Origin of the sequence: Dysosmobacter sp. HCP28S3_G4, from assembly GCF_052065175.1 — a bacterium.
GTDB lineage: Bacteria > Bacillota > Clostridia > Oscillospirales > Oscillospiraceae > Oscillibacter.
The window spans coordinates 1-20190 of sequence record NZ_JBQHUP010000047.1 but is presented as its reverse complement, the minus strand read 5'-3'; the positions used below and the strand labels follow the sequence as shown (position 1 = coordinate 20190).

At 51.2% G+C, this 20190-nt stretch carries 17 protein-coding genes and 1 pseudogene; 8 read left to right on the top strand and 10 right to left on the bottom strand.

Annotated elements, in window-relative coordinates; all coding sequences use genetic code 11:
- Nucleotides 1-498: 498 nt before the first annotated feature.
- A complete protein-coding gene (locus ACTNBU_RS10450; RefSeq protein ID WP_441033747.1) occupies nt 499-1221 on the bottom strand; it encodes a hypothetical protein in 723 nt (240 codons plus the stop codon).
- 537 nt (nt 1222-1758) lie between these two features.
- Between ACTNBU_RS10450 and ACTNBU_RS10445 the strand changes: the two genes are divergently transcribed.
- Nucleotides 1759-4980: a helicase-related protein gene (locus tag ACTNBU_RS10445; RefSeq protein ID WP_441033744.1), complete on the top strand. Its 3222-nt coding sequence runs from the start codon at nt 1759-1761 to the stop codon at nt 4978-4980.
- A 267-nt stretch (nt 4981-5247) separates the two neighbouring features.
- Here ACTNBU_RS10445 and ACTNBU_RS10440 read toward each other — a convergent pair whose 3' ends face one another.
- The 4 genes from ACTNBU_RS10440 to ACTNBU_RS10425 all read right to left on the bottom strand — a co-directional run bounded on the left by ACTNBU_RS10440 (nt 5248) and on the right by ACTNBU_RS10425 (nt 8085).
- A complete protein-coding gene (locus ACTNBU_RS10440) occupies nt 5248-5721 on the bottom strand; it encodes a flavodoxin (protein ID WP_441033741.1) in 474 nt (157 codons plus the stop codon).
- A 78-nt stretch (nt 5722-5799) separates the two neighbouring features.
- The gene (locus tag ACTNBU_RS10435) at nt 5800-6771 is read right to left on the bottom strand and encodes an alpha/beta hydrolase (protein ID WP_441033739.1); all 972 of its coding nucleotides are present in this window, start codon (nt 6769-6771) and stop codon (nt 5800-5802) included.
- A 3-nt stretch (nt 6772-6774) separates the two neighbouring features.
- On the bottom strand, nt 6775-7542 hold the full coding sequence (locus ACTNBU_RS10430) for a carboxymuconolactone decarboxylase family protein (RefSeq protein ID WP_441033736.1): 768 nt from the start codon (nt 7540-7542) through the stop codon (nt 6775-6777).
- 3 nt (nt 7543-7545) lie between these two features.
- Nucleotides 7546-8085 carry a flavodoxin family protein gene (locus tag ACTNBU_RS10425; RefSeq protein WP_441033733.1) on the bottom strand — a complete coding sequence of 180 codons (540 nt, stop codon included), beginning with the start codon at nt 8083-8085 and terminating at the stop codon, nt 7546-7548.
- Nucleotides 8086-8208: 123 nt separating this feature from the next.
- Between ACTNBU_RS10425 and ACTNBU_RS10420 the strand changes: the two genes are divergently transcribed.
- Nucleotides 8209-8655, top strand: coding sequence for a MerR family transcriptional regulator (locus ACTNBU_RS10420; RefSeq protein ID WP_441033731.1), 447 nt, complete (start codon nt 8209-8211; stop codon nt 8653-8655).
- A gap of 306 nt (nt 8656-8961) precedes the next feature.
- Here the strand turns inward: ACTNBU_RS10420 and ACTNBU_RS10415 are convergent, their stop codons facing one another.
- From ACTNBU_RS10415 to ACTNBU_RS10400, 4 genes are read right to left on the bottom strand one after another with little or no spacing between them, the layout of a single operon-like run.
- Nucleotides 8962-9711, bottom strand: coding sequence for an EFR1 family ferrodoxin (locus ACTNBU_RS10415; RefSeq protein WP_441033729.1), 750 nt, complete (start codon nt 9709-9711; stop codon nt 8962-8964).
- A gap of 11 nt (nt 9712-9722) precedes the next feature.
- A complete protein-coding gene (locus ACTNBU_RS10410) occupies nt 9723-10451 on the bottom strand; it encodes an alpha/beta hydrolase (RefSeq protein ID WP_441033726.1) in 729 nt (242 codons plus the stop codon).
- Nucleotides 10448-10858 carry a peptide deformylase gene (locus ACTNBU_RS10405; RefSeq protein ID WP_441033723.1) on the bottom strand — a complete coding sequence of 137 codons (411 nt, stop codon included), beginning with the start codon at nt 10856-10858 and terminating at the stop codon, nt 10448-10450. Before ACTNBU_RS10405 ends, ACTNBU_RS10410 begins: the two co-directional genes overlap by 4 nt.
- 11 nt (nt 10859-10869) lie before the next feature.
- A complete protein-coding gene (locus ACTNBU_RS10400) occupies nt 10870-11184 on the bottom strand; it encodes a winged helix-turn-helix transcriptional regulator (protein ID WP_441033720.1) in 315 nt (104 codons plus the stop codon).
- 134 nt (nt 11185-11318) lie between these two features.
- Between ACTNBU_RS10400 and ACTNBU_RS10395 the strand changes: the two genes are divergently transcribed.
- Genes ACTNBU_RS10395 through ACTNBU_RS10385 form a run of 3 tightly spaced genes read left to right on the top strand, consistent with a single transcriptional unit; the run spans nt 11319 to nt 13359 of the window.
- Nucleotides 11319-11711, top strand: coding sequence for a pyridoxamine 5'-phosphate oxidase family protein (locus ACTNBU_RS10395; RefSeq protein WP_441033717.1), 393 nt, complete (start codon nt 11319-11321; stop codon nt 11709-11711).
- Nucleotides 11712-11765: 54 nt separating this feature from the next.
- Complete coding sequence (locus ACTNBU_RS10390; RefSeq protein ID WP_441033714.1) at nt 11766-12560, top strand: protein-ADP-ribose hydrolase; 795 nt, start codon at nt 11766-11768, stop codon at nt 12558-12560.
- A complete protein-coding gene (locus tag ACTNBU_RS10385; protein WP_441033711.1) occupies nt 12490-13359 on the top strand; it encodes an SIR2 family NAD-dependent protein deacylase in 870 nt (289 codons plus the stop codon). Before ACTNBU_RS10390 ends, ACTNBU_RS10385 begins: the two co-directional genes overlap by 71 nt.
- Nucleotides 13360-13680: 321 nt before the next feature.
- On the opposite strand, the gene ACTNBU_RS10380 is transcribed toward ACTNBU_RS10385, so the two are convergent.
- Nucleotides 13681-14667: an IS5 family transposase gene (locus ACTNBU_RS10380; RefSeq protein ID WP_441033750.1), complete on the bottom strand. Its 987-nt coding sequence runs from the start codon at nt 14665-14667 to the stop codon at nt 13681-13683.
- 170 nt (nt 14668-14837) lie between these two features.
- Between ACTNBU_RS10380 and ACTNBU_RS10375 the strand changes: the two genes are divergently transcribed.
- From ACTNBU_RS10375 to ACTNBU_RS10365, 3 genes and pseudogenes are all read left to right on the top strand, one after another.
- Entirely contained in the window at nt 14838-15977 is a 1140-nt protein-coding gene (locus ACTNBU_RS10375) for an exonuclease SbcCD subunit D (RefSeq protein WP_441033708.1), read from the top strand.
- The gene (locus ACTNBU_RS10370) at nt 15974-19267 is read left to right on the top strand and encodes an AAA family ATPase (RefSeq protein WP_441033705.1); all 3294 of its coding nucleotides are present in this window, start codon (nt 15974-15976) and stop codon (nt 19265-19267) included. Before ACTNBU_RS10375 ends, ACTNBU_RS10370 begins: the two co-directional genes overlap by 4 nt.
- 162 nt (nt 19268-19429) lie before the next feature.
- A pseudogene (locus tag ACTNBU_RS10365) lies at nt 19430-20190 on the top strand (IS256 family transposase); the annotation flags it as partial.

Sequence of the window (20190 nt, the reverse complement as noted above, 5' to 3'; positions counted from 1 at the left end):
CTGCATAATCTTCGTCTCCTTCGTCTTGAATGTTTGATCTCATTCTTGACTCAGTCGAAGATTTTCATACTGTCGAGGAACGTCGATTACACAGAATTTTCGGCGGTCTCAAGCATTGCGCTGCATGGGTTTCCGTGATTTGAGGAACACCGCTCGAACATCATACAACAATGTCCCAAACAATCCGGAAAAACTTTTTCTGGTCGTTTCTAATGGTTTTTAGCCATTTCCGCTTGGTTTTAATTACTCTTCAAGCCTCTTTGAACCTGCGTTTTCCGGGTATTCCGGCGCTGTCTGTGGTCATTTATGTGGTCAAAAACGCTTCCCGCCCCAAACCGGTGATCTTTCACCGGCCCAGGACGGGAAGCATTTTGCATTTCAGGTTGGTTGGATTGTAACTCTGAGCAAGGGTTTGTTCAAGTGTTTTCTGCGGGGAACGCAACTCAAAGTTTGCGGGGCAATAAACAAAGAAACAGGGGTTGGTTTTCTCTGCCATAATCAAAGGATCTCAAAATGATTTATCCACGGTGTACTTATCATCTGCTCGATACAGCGCATAATGGCTTCTGCATGCTGCGGCTGGATCAAAAAGAAATAATAACGCTGAGAGGTCGTCCTGAATTTCAATCCAAGGCTTTTTGCGCCGGGAAATCCGCCGAATTCTATAAGCTGATTATTCTGTTCGATGTAGAATGAATCCGGCCTCCGGGCCTTATGCTGATAATAGATCACACTGGAACCAGCGCGATAATACTCGACCAGTTCAAATGGTAGCACAAATTTGTTGCTCTTGGGCGTGCCGTCAGCAGATGGCACGATCAGTCCATTATCGGGATCGACAAAGATGATGTCACAGTTCTGAAGTTGTTGCATAGCCCGGTTATGCCATTCCCAGCGAAGCATCTGCCGTTCCGCTTTGTCTGTACCCGTAAAATCAAGTATCCGCGAATAAAAGCTTGCCTGCAGAATATCAGGGCGCTCCAACGCACTGACCTGCCGCTTGCCCTCACCTACGATTTCCCCCAATACTGACCACAACTGTTCATCACAAGCGCGAAAGGCGTCGTCTTTCAAATAGCCGGTGTGCCGCCCGTCACCGTTATGCGTTTCGTCAGGGGTCAAATACCAGTTAACACCAATGGACAATCCTGTTCGACTGAGTTGGCGAAGCAAACCCAGTTTTCCGAAATCGCCAATGTCTCCCGTATAACGGTTTTGCATAGCCCACACCTCTTTACAAGAAGCAGAATATCAGAATAAGTGTACAATAAAAATCCCTGTAAATCAAATATTGATCGTTACTGCTTAAAAGGCCGCTAAAAAGCACATCACCTGCCAGCTTTGCTGCCATATTTGTCCTGTTATTGGGACAGGCTCTTTGCTAATATAGGCTTGCAAATTCGTTTGGAATGGTCTTTCGCGGCATATGAAGGAAATGCAGAGGTGTGAGATGTTACAGTTCTTCTTCGCAATGATTGTATCCTTTATTTACAGTTTATTCTTCAAAAACAAATATTGAACATTCCTTCTCCTTTTAGCAGTCCGCTGAATAGTAGCCTTTCGGCTTTCTGTCAAACTCTGAAATCCGGATTTAAAGCTATATTGCACTGTCTTGCCAATTAAGATCAGAAACAGTACAATATAATAGATGATAATTCATGATTGTTACCCTCGCTTATCCTGTAAATCGGGCACAGCAGCAAATATCCATACAGCAAACGGACGAGCTATATAGAATAGATGAGACTGGAGGTTATCATGTTGGATTTTAACAGTTATATCTTAGCGAAAATTGATGAAATCATCTCCCAGTTCAGCGGGCCGACACTTATCTTTTTCAAAGGTTTCTCTGCGGCCACAATGGAACATTTAATTGCTCATCCGTCTTCTCTATTAAATGATCGCACCCTGCTGAAGAATGGCTTAATTGATTTTGTTGAGCTTAATGATAAGTGGATCGATTTTCTTTCCGCCATCAAAGGGGCCAGGCAGCCTCTGATCGGATTTTATGAAGAGTTGTTGGCGATTGCTCCGTTCCTCAGCAGAATCAGCATTGACCGCATCGTTGTTGTTGAGAACAACATTCTTGCTCCCTGGGTGCCTTGCTGTCTCCCCCACGAAGAAGCTGTAAAGCTTTTTGACTACTGGCAGGAAGAACACGAGCCCAGGGAAAAAAGCCTGGAGATACTTACACAATTCTATGGTGATGTTAAACTGATTAACACAGACCAAGCCCTGCTTCTTCCTATAACGCTTGACTATGATAGGATCATCTCCTATTCTTTCTGGAATGGTCCGGAGGAAATCAATGATCCTGATCCAGAAATCGAGCAAATCGAAGCCGGCAGTCTAAAAGACTGGGAGTACTGTCTGAACTTTACATGCGGAAAGACGAAGGCTGCGCTTTTCCTTCAGCAAGGGGACAGGCTGTCCGCAAGACATAGCGCTCTGCTCATCGCCGCTTCGCAATTGGGCGTTCCCGTATATGTTGATGAACTTGAGTTGTACCGGGAAAAGTACCAATATGATGACAGCCAATTTGTTCCGATTCTCAAAAAATACTGGGGTCATCATGCGAATTTCCGCCCCCTGTTGTTTTATAAGGACCCGGATCGGTCCAGGGAGACCGAGTCAATTACCCAGGGCCAAATAATTGCAGAGATCGTCGATCAATGTGAAGCAGCTCAGATTGGCGAGCAGTACAGCAATATCTTCATCACCGCACCTACCGGATCTGGAAAATCAATATTGTTCCAAATTCCCGCGCTGTATCTGGCCGAAAAGTATAACCTGGTCACGATTGTAGTCTCGCCGCTAATTGCTCTCATGAATGATCAGGTAGATCAATTGCGGCGAGAGCGAGGCATTACCATCGCGGCATGTATCAACTCCAGTATGAGCCTGGAAGAACGCAGCACAACGATTGAGCAAATCCATTCCGGAAAGATATCGCTTCTCTACCTGGCGCCTGAATTGCTGCTGACAACCCATCTTCAATCATTTCTCGGCGGCCGCCGTGTTGGATTGGTGGTAATTGATGAAGCACACACCGTAACAAGTTGGGGACGGGACTTTCGCTCGGATTATTGGTTCCTCGGCGATTTCCTTAAAAAAACCGCAAGAGATGGCTTGGTCTTTCCTGTTCTCTGTCTGACTGCCACAGCCGTTTATTCCGGTGAAGATGACGTCGTCAACGATACAATTCAGGAACTTGGCCTTGAAAGAACCATTATTCACCTTGGCAATGTTAAGAGAGCCAATATATCCTTCGACATTCAGCGGCACGATCCCCATGATCCCGCCATCCGGATTGATGATGCCAAAATGAATCTGGCGCTGCAAAAAATGCAGGAGTATATCTCGTACGGAGAAAAGGTTTTGGCATATTTTCCATATAGGCGCCAGGTTGACCAGATTTATACCCGAATTGACGTCAGCAGCCATACCAGAATCAGGCGTTACCACGGTCAAATCCCTCCCACAGAGCGCAAAATGGTGGAGCGGGACTACAAGTCCGGCAATGCGATGGGGCTATTCTGTACGAAAGCCTTTGGCATGGGAATTGATGTTGGAGATATTCAGCATGTCATACACTATGCTCCAACAGGTACCCTTGCTGATTATGTGCAAGAAATCGGCAGAGCGGCAAGAAGCAGCGACATCCAGGGTATTGCACATATTGATTATTTCCCCGGCGATCTCCGATATGTAAGAGCTTTGAACGGCATCTCGGAAATGCGGCAATATCAGCTTCGGGAAATGTTGAAAAAGCTATGCACAATCCAGCGGGCGAAAAAGCGTCGCAATTTGCTGATTTCTTCCGAAACCTTTGTGTATCTTTTCAAAGAAAACGAAGTTGAAAACCGCACAAAGTCGGGGTTGATGCTTCTTTCGAAGGATCTGAACAACAAATACGCATTCCCCGTCCTGATTGTCCGGCCAAAGGCCATGCTCTCAAAAAACTATGTCAACATTCCGGAGGAAATCGAAACTGATTTTCTGCAGCGATACGGACAATATGTTACGTTCCAACAAGGGCCCACCAAACGAACTATTTCAACAAGAAACCAGTCCTGTGCCTCCGATATCACGGTGTACAGCACCGGAAAGACTTTTCTCGTTGATATGGCCGGCATCTGGGAGAACTGCTATCCCGATCGCTCATTTGGCATGTTCAAGAAAGAGTTTTTTGAGTGTGGAATGCAGAAAGGCGATCAGCAGTATCACATTTCCCCTCGTGTCCGGGTCGAGATCCGATATACTGATGCGTATTCTATTGTCGCACAGCGGGTCGAAGTTATAATCACGGCGATCACCGCTGTATTCGAGAAATACAAAAACGGTGAAACCAAGCAGTTCACCCAAAAGCAATTTGAATCGGATTTGGAGGAGGAGCTTGGTGAAAGAGTCATTTCTCACGAAAAAGCTGGTCTCCTTCTTGATATTTTTACCGAAAGTGTTGATGAGGATGCGGCATACAGTCAAACCCGGAGCCAGATCCGCATTCTCAGAAAGAGAAAACAATCCGGTGCGGACGAGAGTGTTTTCTTTGTCAGCAGCGTGTCATATGCCCGTCTGCCGAATTATTTCGTCAGGCAAATAGCGCAATGTTCCACGACATCTGAAGACAATACCTTCTTCCGCTTTTATCCGCTTACCCAGAATAAGCAAATTGAGATTATGCCGCTTCTTCGTCTGCTGGAATTGTTAGGACTCGCCACTTATGAAATTCGCGGCGGCGAAAAAGCAGAGGTATTCATTCGGATCAATGATCCGGACAAGTTAGAACGGATAGCAAGCAACGGGAAATACACAAACAATGTCCTGCAATCCATTCAGGAGCATCATCGCAGCAGTGAAAAACTTCTTGCCGCATTTTTTACCGCTGATATGAGTACCGAAGAACGTTGGGAACTGATTGAGCAGTATTTCTTAGGTAATGAGGAATATGTCCGCAGTACTCTAAAAATAGGGCCATGACAGCAGACGCTCTTTCCCTATATCAGAATTCCCTGGGCAGGCGTCTTCTTTGTCGGTGCCTTTGATCGGCGCTGTCTGTGATCAAAAACGCTTCCCGCCCCAAACCGGTGATTTTTACACCGGTTTGGGGCGGGAAGTGTTCTACGTTTCAGGTTGGTTGGGTTGTAACTCTGAGCAAAGGGTTATTCAAGTGTTTTCCGCCCGGAACGCAGTGCAAAGTTTGCGGGGCAATAAACAAAGAAATAGGGGCTGACATGGCTGTATGCTTCATGAAAACTCAACTGCCCAAGCAGCAAGCGCCTGATCAGATACGCCATTGACCAGCTTCCCGGCTTTCCAGTCTGCGTTCGGGCAGAGTTTTCTCAGCTCGTCCACGGTTTTTCCCATGCCGCTGCCGCCGGAGGTGGCAAAGGACACCAGCGTCTTGCCGGAAAAATCGTAACTTTCCACGAAGGTATTAATAATATGGGGCGCAACATACCACCAAATCGGAAACCCGATGAATACCGTGTCGTAATCCGCCATGTTGGGCATCGTTTCGGCAATTTCCGGGCGGGAGTACGGATCACTCATTTCCACGCTGCTGCGGCTCTTTTTGTCCATCCAGTTCAGATCGGCACTGGTATAAGGAATGGCGGACTTGATCTCAAACAGGTCCGCGCCCGCAGCCTTTGCCAAACGCTCCGCAACCTTTTTCGTCGTGCCGCTTGCAGAAAAATAAGCTACCAATTTCTTACTCATTTCAGTATTACTCCAATTCGTTATATTCTTCATCACTGACCGGTTTGCACCAGATTTCTGTTTTTGCCTCTGAAGCGGTCAACCCACGTACTGTCGGAAGAACGCTTCCATTTTTTCAAAGGGGATCACATTCGTCCGGTCGTAGAGGTCAACGTGGCTGGCTCCCGGAATGATGAGCAGTTCCTTGTTGTCGCCGGACAGCTTTTCATAGGCTCCTTCGCTGAAATAGCGGGAGTGCGCCTTTTCCCCATGGACCAGCAGAACGGCAGAGCGGATCTCGTGGCTGTACTGCAGGATCGGCATATTCATAAAGGACAGCGAGGACGTCACATTCCAGCCGCTGTTGGAGTTCAGAGACCGGACATGATAGCCACGTTCTGTTTTGTAGTAGGCGTAGTAATCCTTTACAAACTGGGGCGCGTCCTCCGGCAGCGGATCGACCACCCCTCCGGCCAGGGCATAACTGCCGTTTTTATAGTCCTCCGTGCGCTGGGCGTTCATGGCTTTTTTCTTCTCAAAGCGGGCTTCGGCGGTATCCTCACTGTCAAAATATCCGTTGGCGTTCACACGGGTCATGTCGTACATGGTAGATGCCACCGTCGCTTTGATGCGGGTATCCATAGCGGCGGCATTGATGGCCATGCCGCCCCAGCCGCAGATGCCGATAATCCCGATCTTCTCCGGGTCCACATTGTCCTGCACGGAAAGGAAATCCACCGCCGCGGAGAAATCTTCCGTGTTGATGTCCGGGGATGCCACATACCGGGGACTGCCGCCGCTCTCCCCCGTAAAAGAAGGGTCGAAGGCAATAGTCAGGAAGCCAAACTCCGCCATTGTCTGCGCGTACAGGCCGGAGGACTGCTCCTTGACGGCGCCAAAGGGGCCGCTGACGGCGATGGCGGGCAGCTTACCCTCTGCGCCTTTCGGCGTGTACAGATCCGCTGCTAGCGTAATGCCGTAGCGGTTATGGAAGGTCACTTTTCGATGATCGACCTTATCGCTTTTGGGGAACACCTTGTCCCATTCCTGTGTCAAATTCAGCTTCTCCATGGTTCAAACCTCCCCGGTTGTTGCTTTTGTGTATTCTGCGTCATTTACGGCCTCCAGCCACTCATTGGCGGTCTCCGTGCCCGGAATCTCCACCGCCAGATGGGAGAACCAGCTATCCGGCGCCGCGCCGTGCCAGTGCTTCACACCTGCCGGGATATTCACCACATCCCCCGGATGAAGCTCCTGCGCAGGCTTTCCGGCTTCCTGATAAAACCCACGGCCTGCCACGCAGATCAGAGTCTGCCCGCCGCCGCTTTGCGCATGATGGATATGCCAGTTGTTGCGGCACCCCGGCTCGAAGGTCACATTGTAAATACTCACCTGTGCCGTGGAGACCGGCGCAAGGTAACTCTGCCCAATGAAATACTTTGCAAAGGCATCGTTGGGCGCACCGATGGGGAAAACCATCTGGCTTTCGTGTGCGGCCTTCGCATCATCGGCAACCACGTCCTCTGCCCACACTTCTTTTGCCATGCGGAACGCCGCCCATGCTTTGGGCCAACCGGCATAAAACGCCGCATGGGTCAGGATCTCCGCGATCTCCGCTTTGGTCACACCGTTGTTCTTTGCGGACTGCAGGTGATACTGAAAAGAGGAATCCGTCAGTCCCTGGGCCATTAGAGCAACCACTGTTACGATACTGCGATCCCGAAGGGAAAGCTTGTCCTCCCGGCTCCAAACCTGTCCGAACAGCACATCGTCATTCAATTCCGCGAACTTGGAGGCAAATCCGCCCAAGGCGTCTCTGCCCGCTGTTTGTTTTACTGCCATGATTCAAATCTCCTTTCCCATCTGATAGGCTTCCTCCAGTGCCGGATGTCCGGCAATATCGCCTACGCCATTCACACCGCCGGCAAAGACGGTGCCTGCCAGCTCACACCGTTCAAAGCAGTCCACCCAGCCCTGTACGGCTTTGACGGTTCCTTCCACCGTTTCTTCCCCATCTTCAGCCGCAGTTGCCAGAAGATATGCCTTTGTGAAGGCGTAATCGGAATCAAAGAGAGGGTTGGCACGATCCAGCATGGTCTTGAGCTGACCGCTGACGCTGTAATAGTACACAGGCGTGGCAAATACCAGCACATCCGCATCGTGCATCCTGGCGGCGATCTCCACCGCGTCATCGCCGATTACGCAATGGCCGACCTTGAGACAAGCCAGACAGCCCTTGCAGAAACTGTAATTTTTCTCCCGAAGATAAACGGTTTCTACCTTGTGACCGGCTTCCTCAGCGCCTTTTGCGAAGGATGCAGCCAGCGTTTCAGAATTGCCGCCTTTACGGGGGCTTGAATTAATGATCAGAACATGTTTGCTCATAAAAAACTCCTTTTTGTATCTTGCATTGTGATTGATTTGCTGATAAACTCATGATAGTACCTAAACCTAACTTTAGGTCAAGCGTTATTTTTGATATTTTTCAGTTGCTTTGGAGGGAGTTCCATGTATACCATCGGCCAAGTATCCGAACTGTTTGGCTTGCCCATATCCACACTGCGGTATTATGACAAGGAAGGATTGTTCCCTGCGATGCAAAGGGACTCCGGCATCCGAAAATTCGGAGAAAAGGAGCTGGAAGCCCTCCGGGCGATTGAGTGCTTAAAAAAGTCCGGCCTGGAAATCAAGGACATCAAACAGTTCATGGAGTGGTGCGTACAGGGCAGCGAAACCTATCCACAGCGGCGGGAGCTGTTCCTCCATCAGAAAGCGGCGGTGGAGGCGGAGATTGAGCGGATGAATCGGGTTCTGGACATGCTGCGCTTCAAGTGCTGGTATTATGAACAGGCGATCCGGGACGGAAATGAAGACCGTCTTTCCCGCTTGCAGCCGGAGGAAATGCCGGAGAACATCCGGCAGGCCTATGAAAATGCACACAGCATAGATGCGTAGAACGAAAAGTCCGGAGAGCAAGCTGCTTGCTCTCCGGACTACAGCTTGTCGAAAAACCCTGTCTGAAGGAAAAGAGTCCTTTTTTGCAGGGGGAGTACGAGGGGGCGGGAGCCCCCTCGTGTTGGATTGAATGCCTGCAAAAAGCCTGTGTCAGCAGGCGTTTGCGCCGCGCAGCGGCAGCTTTTCGGCCCGCTGCGCGGGCAGAAAAGCGAGGCATTGTGAAGGCTGTCGGAAAAGTCTATGGACTTTTTCGACAGCCTGAAGTCCGGAGAGCAAGCTGCTTGCTCTCCGGACTATTTCACTTTTTTAAAGCGCCTCAAAATGATACCTGGGTTTGCCCAGGCTCTTTTTGCCGTACTCGATGGCTTCCGCGCCGCAGCGGCAGATACACGCCATGCAGTGGGTGCAGTCACCGCCCCAGACAGGCTTGCCATTTTGGATCGTGATGTTGTTTGTCGGGCAAAGCCTGGCACACTGACCGCAGCCGGTGCAGGCATCGCTGGCCGCAAAGGCATTTGCTTTGACGAAGAATGAATAGAAGATTGGATTTACCGGGCCGCTCATAAAGCGGTCGTAGAGGTTACTACGGGGCTGAGGAAACGCTTGATTCGCCGCAATGGCGGAGATCACACGGTCAATGTCCGGCTCCGCCTTGGCAACGATTTGCCGTGCTTCCTCCGCCTGCGGCGCGTTGAACATGGCAATGTAATTTTCAGGCATGACGATCTGCGCCGTGCCCATATAGGTGAGCTGTTTCTCCCGGCAGAGCGCCTGGTTATACCCGGCGGCATTACCGATCTCGCTGCCGCAGGTCATCACAAACCACGCCTGTTTTGCATTCGGAAAGCTCGTTTTAACCAGCCAGTCACGCACAATGCGCGGAATGCGCCACGCGTAAGTGGGCGTGACGATAACCAGGCGCTCATCGGATGCGACTGGTGAAGGTTCGCCCGCTTTGATACGGTCGTTCATGCTGAGAAACTCGTCGCCCAGAGCTTCTGCGATGCGCTCGGCGATATACCGGCTGTTTCCGGTACCGGTGAAAAAGAGTACCATACTGGACCTCCTTACTGTCCGACGAAAGCCGCGATCGCTTCTGCGGTCTGCCGAACCTGTTCCTCGCCCGAAATGGTTGGGATTCCGTCGCCATCCTGCGGGCCATAGCTACCAAACTGAGAGTGGCAGCCGCCGTCCAGAACGACTTCGATGGTATCTGCAGGGAGATTTGCACGATTCTTTTCATAGGATTCCCGGTTCATCACGCCGTCCTCTGATCCATAGACAGAGAGTACCCGGAGTGGTGTACCCGTGAGATCTTTTGTGGGATAAGCTGCCAACAGGATAAGTCCGTCGTAGTCCTCGTAATGTGCCGCAGCATAGCCCGCTGCCATAGCACCGCCCAGAGAGTGTCCAGCTATGTACCAGGTCGTGACCTCCGGATACTCTTGTTGGAGTCCGTCTGCAGCGTTAGCATCCAGAACAGCCAGATTGCCAGGCATTCGCACCAGAGCACAGAGAATACCGTTTTCCGCACAGGCACGCAGCAGGGGCGCATAGGCCGTATACTCCACCTTACCGCCGGGGTAAAAGATCAGCCCTGCGGTCGGATCCTCGGGGACGAACCAGATCACGTCCCCATCCTGCTCCACCTGCACACTGTCCGTCTGATAGGCCATAGCTTCCAAGGCTATTTCATCGGCGCGGTAATAATCGGACACATAGACATAGCCACCGATCCCCAAGACGAGAAGGACTGCCAGGCACACAGACAGGATAATCCTCATCCTTTTCTTCATATGATGATTCCCTCGCAGTGGTCGATCTCATGCTGAATGATCTCTGCCGGCCAGCCGGTAAAAGTCTTGAGCCGGGTCTGAAACTTCTCGTTTTGCCATTGCACCTTAATGGTCTGAAACCGCTTCGCCTTCCGTGTGCCGGTGAGGGACAGGCAGCCCTCCTCGGCCTCATATGCCCCGGACTGCTTGACGATGATGGGATTGAACATGACCATGTATTCGCCCTCGTTGTCAAAGGCGATGATGCGTTTGTTGACGCCGATCATATTCGCTGCCATGCCCACGCAGCCCCCCTTGTGGGCGACCAATGTATCCAGCAGATCCTGCGCCACAACCAGATCGTCTGCCGTGGCGGGCTCCGCCTTCTGGGCGAGAAAAGCCTCGTCTTTGCATATTTCACGAACCATTGATATTCTCCTTATCCGTTCTTCGCCTGATAGTCCGCACCCCAGATCCCCATGGCGTCCAAAACTGGCTTCAGACTATAGCCGGTCTCGGTGAGAGTATACTCCACCCTTGGCGGCACCTCGGCATAGACCTTGCGGGTAAGCAGTCCCTTCTCCTCCATGTCCCGGAGCTGGGCAGTCAGCACCTTCTGGGATACCGTGCCGATGGACTTTTTCAGTTCGCCGAAGCGTTTGGTGCCGTCCATCAGATCCCGCAGGATCAGCACCTTCCATTTGTCCCCAATGAGCATCAAGGTGGTCTCTACCGGGCATGCAGGCAGTTCCATCATAAATCCTCCAATAGTTTCTATTTGGTAACTATATAACAAAATAGTACCTACTTTACAAGAGAAACTTTTAACTGTATCATATAAGAAAAATCATGATGCGTCAAGCAATCAAATCAACGGAGGTATCTCTCATGGAAAAAGTATGCGAATTTCTGAAGTCTGCTGGTACATACTACCTGGCCACCGTGGAGGGTGACCAGCCCCGCGTCCGCCCCTTCGGCACGGCTCACATTTTTGAGGGCAAGCTGTATATCCAGACCGGCAAGTCAAAGTCCGTGTCACAACAGTTGTCCGCCAACCCCAAGTGCGAGATCTGTGCTTTCAAGGACGGTGTGTGGCTGCGCGTTGCCGCTGAACTGGTGGAGGATGACCGCGTGGAAGCCAAGAAATCCATGTTGGATGACTATACCGACCTGAGGGCAATGTACGACGAAAACGATGGCAACACCCAGGTGCTATACTTGAAGAACGCCGTCGCCACCTTCAGCTCCTTTACCGCAGATCCTGAAGTCCACAAATTCTAAAAAGATTGCCCGCTCTGCGAAAGGGCGGGCAATCTTCGTGTAGGAGAAAAGCATATGAACCAGGCTGAAAAAAGAGCATTTCTCATCAAGCGGCTGCTGAATGAGGACAGGCGCTATCGCGGCATGGAAATCCCGGCGGATGCCTATGCGCAGAAGCGCATGCTGCGTTCGCTGATGAACATCCGCCGCCCCCAAGCCATTGACGCTGAGTTCCTGACCGTACAGGACGAATACCTGCGTCAGGAGATCAAAGATGCAGGTATCACCCGCCTGGCCGATTTGGAGCCGGTTTGCGGCGACTTCTACCTCTGGCAGGGCGACATCACCCGGCTCCAGTGCGGTGCCATTGTCAACGCCGCAAACAGCGGCATGACGGGCTGCTATGTGCCGTGCCACGCCTGCATCGACAACTGCATCCATACCTTTGCGGGCGTACAACTCCGATTGGACTGCGCTGAGCTCATGGAACGCCAGGGTCATGAAGAGCCTACCGGGCAGGCCAAAATTACCAAGGCTTACAATCTGCCCTGCGACTATGTGCTGCACACCGTCGGCCCCATTGTCGATGGCCGTGTGACCCCGGAGGATGAGCGCCTGCTGGCCTCCTGCTACCGTTCCTGTCTGGAGCTGGCCGGGCAAAACGGCGTGGAGAGCATCGCGTTTTGCTGCATCTCCACCGGCGTGTTTCATTTCCCCAACCAGCGAGCCGCTGAGATTGCCGTAGAAACTGTGCAAAAGTTTAAGACGGAAACCGGAAGCGAAATGAAGGTGATTTTCAATGTTTTCAAAGACCTGGATCTCGAAATCTATCGGCGACTACTCACAGAAAATCGATCGTCTGAAAGCTGAGCTCCAAGACGCAGACGCCATCCTGATTGGCGCAGGTTCCGGCCTTTCCACCTCGGCCGGCCTGACCTATGACGGCGAGCGCTTTCTGAAATACTTCTCCGACTTCCACGAAAAGTACGGAATCACCGATATGTATTCCGGCGGCTTTTATCCGTTTCCCTCTCCAGAGGAATACTGGGCCTGGTGGAGCCGCCATATCTACTATGACCGTTACGATGTGACGCCCGGCAAGCCTTATGCTGACTTGTTGGAGTTAGTCCGGGGCAGGAATTACTTTGTCCTGACCACCAATGTGGACCATCAATTTCAGCTGGCCGGTTTTGATAAGGCGCGGCTGTTTTACACCCAGGGCGATTACGGCCTTTGGCAGTGCAGCGAACCGTGCCATCAGGCCACTTATGATAACGAAAATACTGTCCGCTGGATGATCGCAGCGCAAGCGGAAATGCGTATTCCCTCTGCGCTGATTCCCCACTGCCCCAAGTGCGGCAAGCCCATGACCATGAACTTACGCTGTGACGATACTTTCGTACAGGATGAGGGCTGGTACGCCGCAGTTCGACGATATGAGGATTTCCTGCATCAGTATAAGAATGGCCGCATCCTGTTCCTGGAACTGGGTGTCGGCGGGAATACTCCCGGCATTATCAAAGTGCCGTTCCTGCGCATGACAGCGCAGAATCCCAGTGCCACCTACGCCTGCATCAATCTGGGCGAGGCCATCACCATGAGAGGACTGGAAGCGCAGTCCATTCTGCTCGATGCAGATATTGGCGTAGTGCTAAGCGACCTGAGATAATCAGAGAGCATAAGACATAAAACGCTTCCCCCGAGTCGGCAACATCACCGGCTCGGAGAAAGCGTTTTCCATTTCCCAACAGTTCAAAATTTGCAGGGCAATAAACAAAGAAATAGAGGATATCGATTCCCAACTATAAAAGCTGGAAAACAAACACAAAATTATTTTATCTAAGGAACCTCTGAATAATAGCCCTTGTCCTGTTTCTGCTCGATGTATTAGCCGCAATTTGCACTTAGTTAAGGTGATTTCAGTGCAAAATGGCCATTATTTCTCTGCGTTTCTGCTCCTTTTTCTGAAAAAGGGCAGACTGCCCCTGTATCAGGTTGCGGAGAGTTTTCGCCCGGCCATGGCAAGCGCATACAGATTCGCGCAGGCGAACATGGCGTACAGTCGGTTCTCGTTTTTCTTCAGACCACGATACACGGTTTTCTTGTAGCCAAACTGACACTTGATGATCCGGAACGCGTGCTCTACTTTGCAGCGCACCGCGGATTTGCGGTTTTCAATATAACGCTCCCAGTCAATCGCGTTGTCACTGACCCTGGGAAGACTGCTGGGGCGGCGGTTAATACGGAAATCAATTTTTGAAAAATGCTCGTTGCTTGCGATTTCGGGGCGCTTTTGCACTCCAAGATATCCCGAATCCCCATAGACTACCTCGTCATCTTCCCGAAGTAAGTTCGCTGTCTGGGTGATGTCATGCTCGTTTGCCGCTGTGACGGTCATCGTGTGAACCAGACCGCTGCCTGCGTCTACTCCGATGTGGCATTTCATTCCGAATTTCCACTCATTGCCCTTTTTCGTCTGGTGCATTTCCGGATCCCGGGCTTTCTCCGCATTCTTGGTGGAGCTGGGCGCATTGATGATGGTGGCGTCTACAATGGTGCCGCCCTTCATCATGTGTCCGGTTTGTACCATGACGCGGTTGATCGCATCAAAGAACAGCTTGTTCAGTCCGTTTGCTTCCAAAAGATGACGGAATTTGCACAGCGTTGTTTCATCCGGAACCGCTTCCGTCATGAAGTTAATACCTGTGAATTTTCGCATGGCATAGCTGTCGTAGATGGCGTCCTCGGTAGCCGGATCGGACAGATTGAACCAGATCTGAAGCAGATACATCCGCAGCATTTTCTCAATGCCCATGGGCGGACGGCCACGCTTTCCCTTGGGATAGTAGGGTTCGATAACACCGACCCACTCGTCCCAGGGAATGATCTCGTCCATGATTTCCAGAAATTCCTCCCGCTTCGTTTTCTTCTTGCGGAAGCTGTATTCGATATCCGTAAATGTTTCCTGTTTCTTCATCACCATACACCACCATTGCTTTGATAGTGTTATTATCCCACATTCGGAGTCTTTGCGGTAGTGCGCATTAAATCAGAGGTTCCCTAAGTGGATGGGGCAATCCATACCCTCTTGCGTGTTCGTACGCGCCATTTTATAATAGAAATATTACAACAGAAAGGACTGGCACCATGAAACTCGTTCACCTCTCTGACCTGCATCTGGGTAAGCGGGTCAATGAGTTCTCCATGCTGGAGGACCAACAGTACATTCTCACGGAAATCCTCCAGATCATCGACCGGGAGCAACCGGACGGAGTGCTCATTGCCGGGGACGTCTACGACAAGTCTGTGCCCTCCGCCGAGGCGGTAGCCCTGCTGGATGACTTTCTGGTGCGACTGTCTAAACGAAACCTTCAGGTTTTCATCATCAGCGGTAACCACGATTCTCCCGAGCGCATCGCCTTCGGCGGACGTCTGATGGCGCAAAGCGGCGTCCATATCACCCCGGTGTACAACGGGACGGTGGTTCCGTTGACCCTCACCGATGAATATGGGCCCGTGGACATTTATCTGCTTCCCTTTTTGAAACCCGCCCATGTTCGCCGCTTTTTTCCGGAACGGGAGATTATCACCTATACCGATGCCATCTCCGCAGCCATTGAAACCATGAACGCAGACCCGGCTCGCCGGAATGTACTGGTGACCCATCAGTTTGTCACGGGAGCCACCCGGTGTGACTCGGAAGAAATCTCCGTCGGCGGGGCGGACAATGTGGATGTGTCAGTTTTTGACGCATTCGACTATGTGGCTCTAGGACACATCCATGGCCCCCAGCAGGTGGGCCGTGAAACGGTGCGCTATTGTGGCACCCCCTTGAAGTATTCTTTCTCCGAGGTCAAACAACAGAAATCCCTGACTGTGGTAGAACTGAGTACAAAGGGGAGTTTTTCTCTACGTACTATTCCGTTGGTCCCGATGCGGGATATGGCGGAATTGCGAGGCACTTATGAAGAACTGACCTTTCGGGGTTTTTACGAAGGGACGAGCTACCGGAAGGACTATGTTCATATTACACTTACCGATGAAGATGATATCCCCGATGCGGTAAGCAAGCTGCGGATCATCTACCCCTTCCTCATGAAGCTGGACTACGACAACAAGCGTACCCGTGCGGGAATTTTGACAGAGGGAACAGCGGATGCCCGGCAAAAATCCCCGCTGGAGATGCTAGAGGAATTCTATGAGAAGCAAAACGGACAGCCCATGGGAGAGGCTCAACGGGACTTTGCTCAAAACTTGATTGAGGATATTTGGGAGGGCGAGGCATGAGACCACTGAAATTGACTGTATCCGCCTTCGGCCCTTACGCCGGGACAACCGTAATAGACTTAGAAAAACTTGGCACACAGGGACTTTACCTCATCACCGGAGACACCGGCGCAGGAAAGACTACTATTTTTGACGCCATCACATATGCCCTTTACGGCGAACCCAGTGGAAAAAACCGCGAACCTTCCATGCTCCGTTCTAAGTACGCCCAACCGGACACCCCTACGGAGGTGGAATTGGTGTTTGCCTATGGCGGCAAAACTTACACAGTCCGACGGAATCCCGAATACGAGCGCCCTTCCAGGCGAGGAGGCGGTGTCACCGTCCAGAAGGCCGAAGCAGAGCTGCGTTTTCCGAACGGCCGCGTGGTTACAAAAGCCAGAGATGTCAACAGTGAGATCATCCAGATCATTGGGCTGGACCGCAACCAGTTTGCCCAGATTGCCATGATCGCCCAAGGGGATTTTCTCAAACTGCTGCTGGCAGATACTAAGAGCCGTCAAGAGATCTTTCGTGAGATTTTTAAGACCCGGTATTATATGGTGCTTCAGGAACGGCTAAAAAGCGAGTCAGGGAAGCTTCAGAAGGATTGTGAAGCCGCTCGAGCCAGCGTGCAACAGTACATCGGTGGTGTACTCTGTCATGAGGATGATTTGTTGCTGCCAAATCTGCAAAAGGCCCAGAACGGAGAACTGCCCTTTCAGGAGACCGTGGAACTCATCGAAACCCTGATTGCCCAAGACAAGCAGGCAGATACCCAGTATGAGGAGATACTGGGCAAATTGGATGAGGAAATAAAAGCTGTGATTACTCTACTGGGTAAGGCTGATGAGTTGGAAAAGACGCGAAAGAAACTGGAAGAAACTGAGGAAAAGCGAAAAGATCAGCATTCTAAGGTAGAAGCAGCCAAGGCTGTGCTTGAGGTAGAACAGGAAAAGGCACCTCAGAAAGACGCCCTGCTTAAAGAGATAGCGGCCCTGGAGGCGGAGATTCCCCACTATCAGGAACTGAGCGCCAAGCAGGATGAATTTGCCACGCTCTCAGAACAAATTATCGTTCAACAGGAAAGTCAGGCTAAGCAAGAACTGACCCAGCAGGAACAGGCCGCAGAGTTGGAAGAATGGAAGCAGGAATCAGAGGGACTGATAAAAGCAGCATCAGATCAGGAGCGGCTGCTCCGGGAAAAATCCCAGATTGAGAGCCAGCAATTGGCTTTGAATACACTGAAACAAGATGTACAGGAGTGGCTGAAATACAGGCAACAATTCCAGGAAGGACAGTCCCGGTGTGAAGACTTGTACCGCCAGAAAGAGCAGCTATCTGCAGATTTTCTCCAGAGAAGCAATACCTTGCAAACTAGTAAGGAGACCTGGTCGGCAACTGAGGGGCTGAAAGCTGAGAAAGAAAAACTGCTCCACCGCCAAGACCAAGCTCTGGAGAAAGAAAAAGCTATAAACGAATTGACGGTGCTTCTCGAAAACTGTGAAGCGGCCCGGCAGTCCATGGAGTCGGCCCAGAAAGTATACCAGGAGGCCAAGCAAAAGGCTGATGCGGCAGAGATGGCCTATCGTCAGAAAAATCGGGCGTTTTTGGATGAACAGGCAGGAATCCTGGCCCATTCTCTGGAGGAGGGAAAACCCTGCCCGGTCTGCGGTTCCCTCCATCATCCCGTTCCGGCCCAGGTATCTACCCAAGCCCCTACGGAAGCAGAACTCAACCAAGCCAAGGAAGATTTCGAAGCTGCCCAACAGGACGCCAGCCAAAGGAGTCTTGAGGCCGGAATAAAAAAGACCGCTCTGGAGGAGCGGGAGCATCAGTTGATCACCAAGATGGCATCCTATGTAGATGCTCCCACTCTCGCTGCTGCAAACGGGCAGTTGGCGACCTGCCAGGAGGAGGTGGCCGAGGTGCTTAAACAACTCCATCAGCACCTGTTGGATCTGGAGGTGCAGCTTACCCGTCGGGAAGAACTAGGGCAGGAGATTCAAACTCAAGAAATCATACTTACTCAACTGACAGCCCAGCAGGAGGAATTGAGGAGTACGATCACGCAGGCCGAAGTGGCGCAGAGCAAACTTCGCGGACAGCAGGAACAGTTGGAAGATAAGATTCGCCGCCAACTTCAGGGAAATTTGGAAGGCTGCACTTTGGACGGTTCGCTCGAGCGCATCACAACCAGGCTTCAGGACGCAGAACAGGCACTGACCCATATAGAAGAGCAGCTACATGATATCGAAATCAGACTGGCCCGGAAACGAGATTTGGAAACTTTGATTCCTCAACGGGAGCAAAACCTGAACAAACTAGCGCATGCCCTCTCTGCTGCCCGTGAGGAGTTGATCCGTTCGGAGAGTCGGCGTGAAGCACTGAAAGAGCAGATAGACACTCTCCAAGAGGCGCTCCTCTACTCCGACACTACAGCGGCGGAAGCGCGGCGTCTGGCCTTACAGGCGGAGGCCGAAAGCCTATCAAACGCCCTGAAAACTGCCGAGGAGGACTATAACGCCTGTAAGACCAGCCTGGCCGGGATGGATGCCGCCATTCAGGAGTTGTCCAAACTGCTGGAAGCCAGTGAAGATGTGGACATGGTGGCTCAGCAGGCTCGTAGTCGTGAATTGTCGAAAAAGAGGTCCGAAACAGCTGAAATGCAGCGCAGTATCCATACCCGCCGTACCACCAACGAAACTGCCCTGAAAAACATTCAGGAGCGGGCTGCCACCCTCAATGAACTGGAAGCCAAATATACCTGGGTACGCACCCTCTCCAACACGGTCAATGGCAATCTCCCCGGCAAGGAGAAAATTGCCTTGGAGACCTATATTCAGATGACCTTTTTTGACCGCATTCTCCAGCGGGCCAATGTTCGCTTTCTGGTCATGTCCGGCGGACAATATGAACTCAAGCGCCGGAGGGAAGCGGAAAACAACCGCAGTCAAAGCGGTCTGGAGTTGGATGTCATCGACCACTATAATGGATCAGAACGTAGCGTTAAATCTCTCTCGGGCGGTGAGTCCTTCAAGGCGTCTCTTTCCTTGGCGCTGGGGCTCTCTGACGAAATCCAGTCCGCAGCCGGCGGTATCCGTTTGGACACTATGTTCGTTGATGAGGGCTTTGGTTCTCTGGATGAGGAATCCCTCCAGCAGGCCATCCGTGCTCTAACTGGCTTGACCGAAGGAAACAGGCTGGTAGGTATCATCTCCCATGTGGTAGAGTTGAGAGAAAAAATCGACAAGCAAATCGTAGTGACCAAAGACAAGACCGGGGGTAGCCGGGTGGAAATTGTAGCGTGAAACGTGGAGGACACGTATGAGTCGATCAAGGCTGCTGCATATTCTTTCAATTCTGGAGACCGAAACGAATATCCACCGTGCGCTAACGCTGCAAGAAATTTGCCAAATTTTTTTTGCAAGATACCCGGAAGAAAACTGCTCCGAACAGCGGATTCGTGATGATATGACTACAAGAACAAGGACACGGACAACAGCCGCAACGGTCACAGTCATAAAACACTGCGGACCAGCTTTGGAGATGTAGCGGTATCGGTGCCTCGAGACCGAAAAGGCGAGTTTGAGCCTCAGGTGCTAAAGAAAAACCAAACCAGCATCAGCCAGGACATTGAGGAAAAGATCCTGTCCATGTATGCAAAAGGAATGACCACAGGTGATATTGAAGCGCATATTCAGGATATCTACGGCGTAGAAGTCTCAGATACAACTGTAAGCCGCATTACGGATAAGATCCTTCCCATCGCAAAAGAATGGCAGCAGCGGCCTTTGGAAAGCGTATACGCAGTGGTTTTCCTGGATGCCATCCACTATCATGTTCGCAGTGAGGGGCAAATCGTCAAAAAGGCCGTATACATAGCCATTGGTATCAATCTGGACGGCAAAAAAGATGTTCTGGGCATGTGGGTCGGTGAAAATGAGAGTGCCAAATTCTGGGCAACGGTGCTCAACGGCTTGAGAAACCGGGGCGTTGAGGATATTTTCATCGCCTGTACGGACAATTTGACCGGATTTTCCGCTGCGATTGAAGCAGTGTTTCCCAAGACAGAGGTTCAGAACTGTATCATCCATCAACTCCGGAATTCCAGCAAATATGTATCCTACAAGGACTTGAAAGCACTCATGGCGGATCTGAAGGCGGTTTACGCTGCGGTAGATGAGCCTACCGCTTTGGATGCACTGGACACCTTTGCTGAGCGATGGGACAA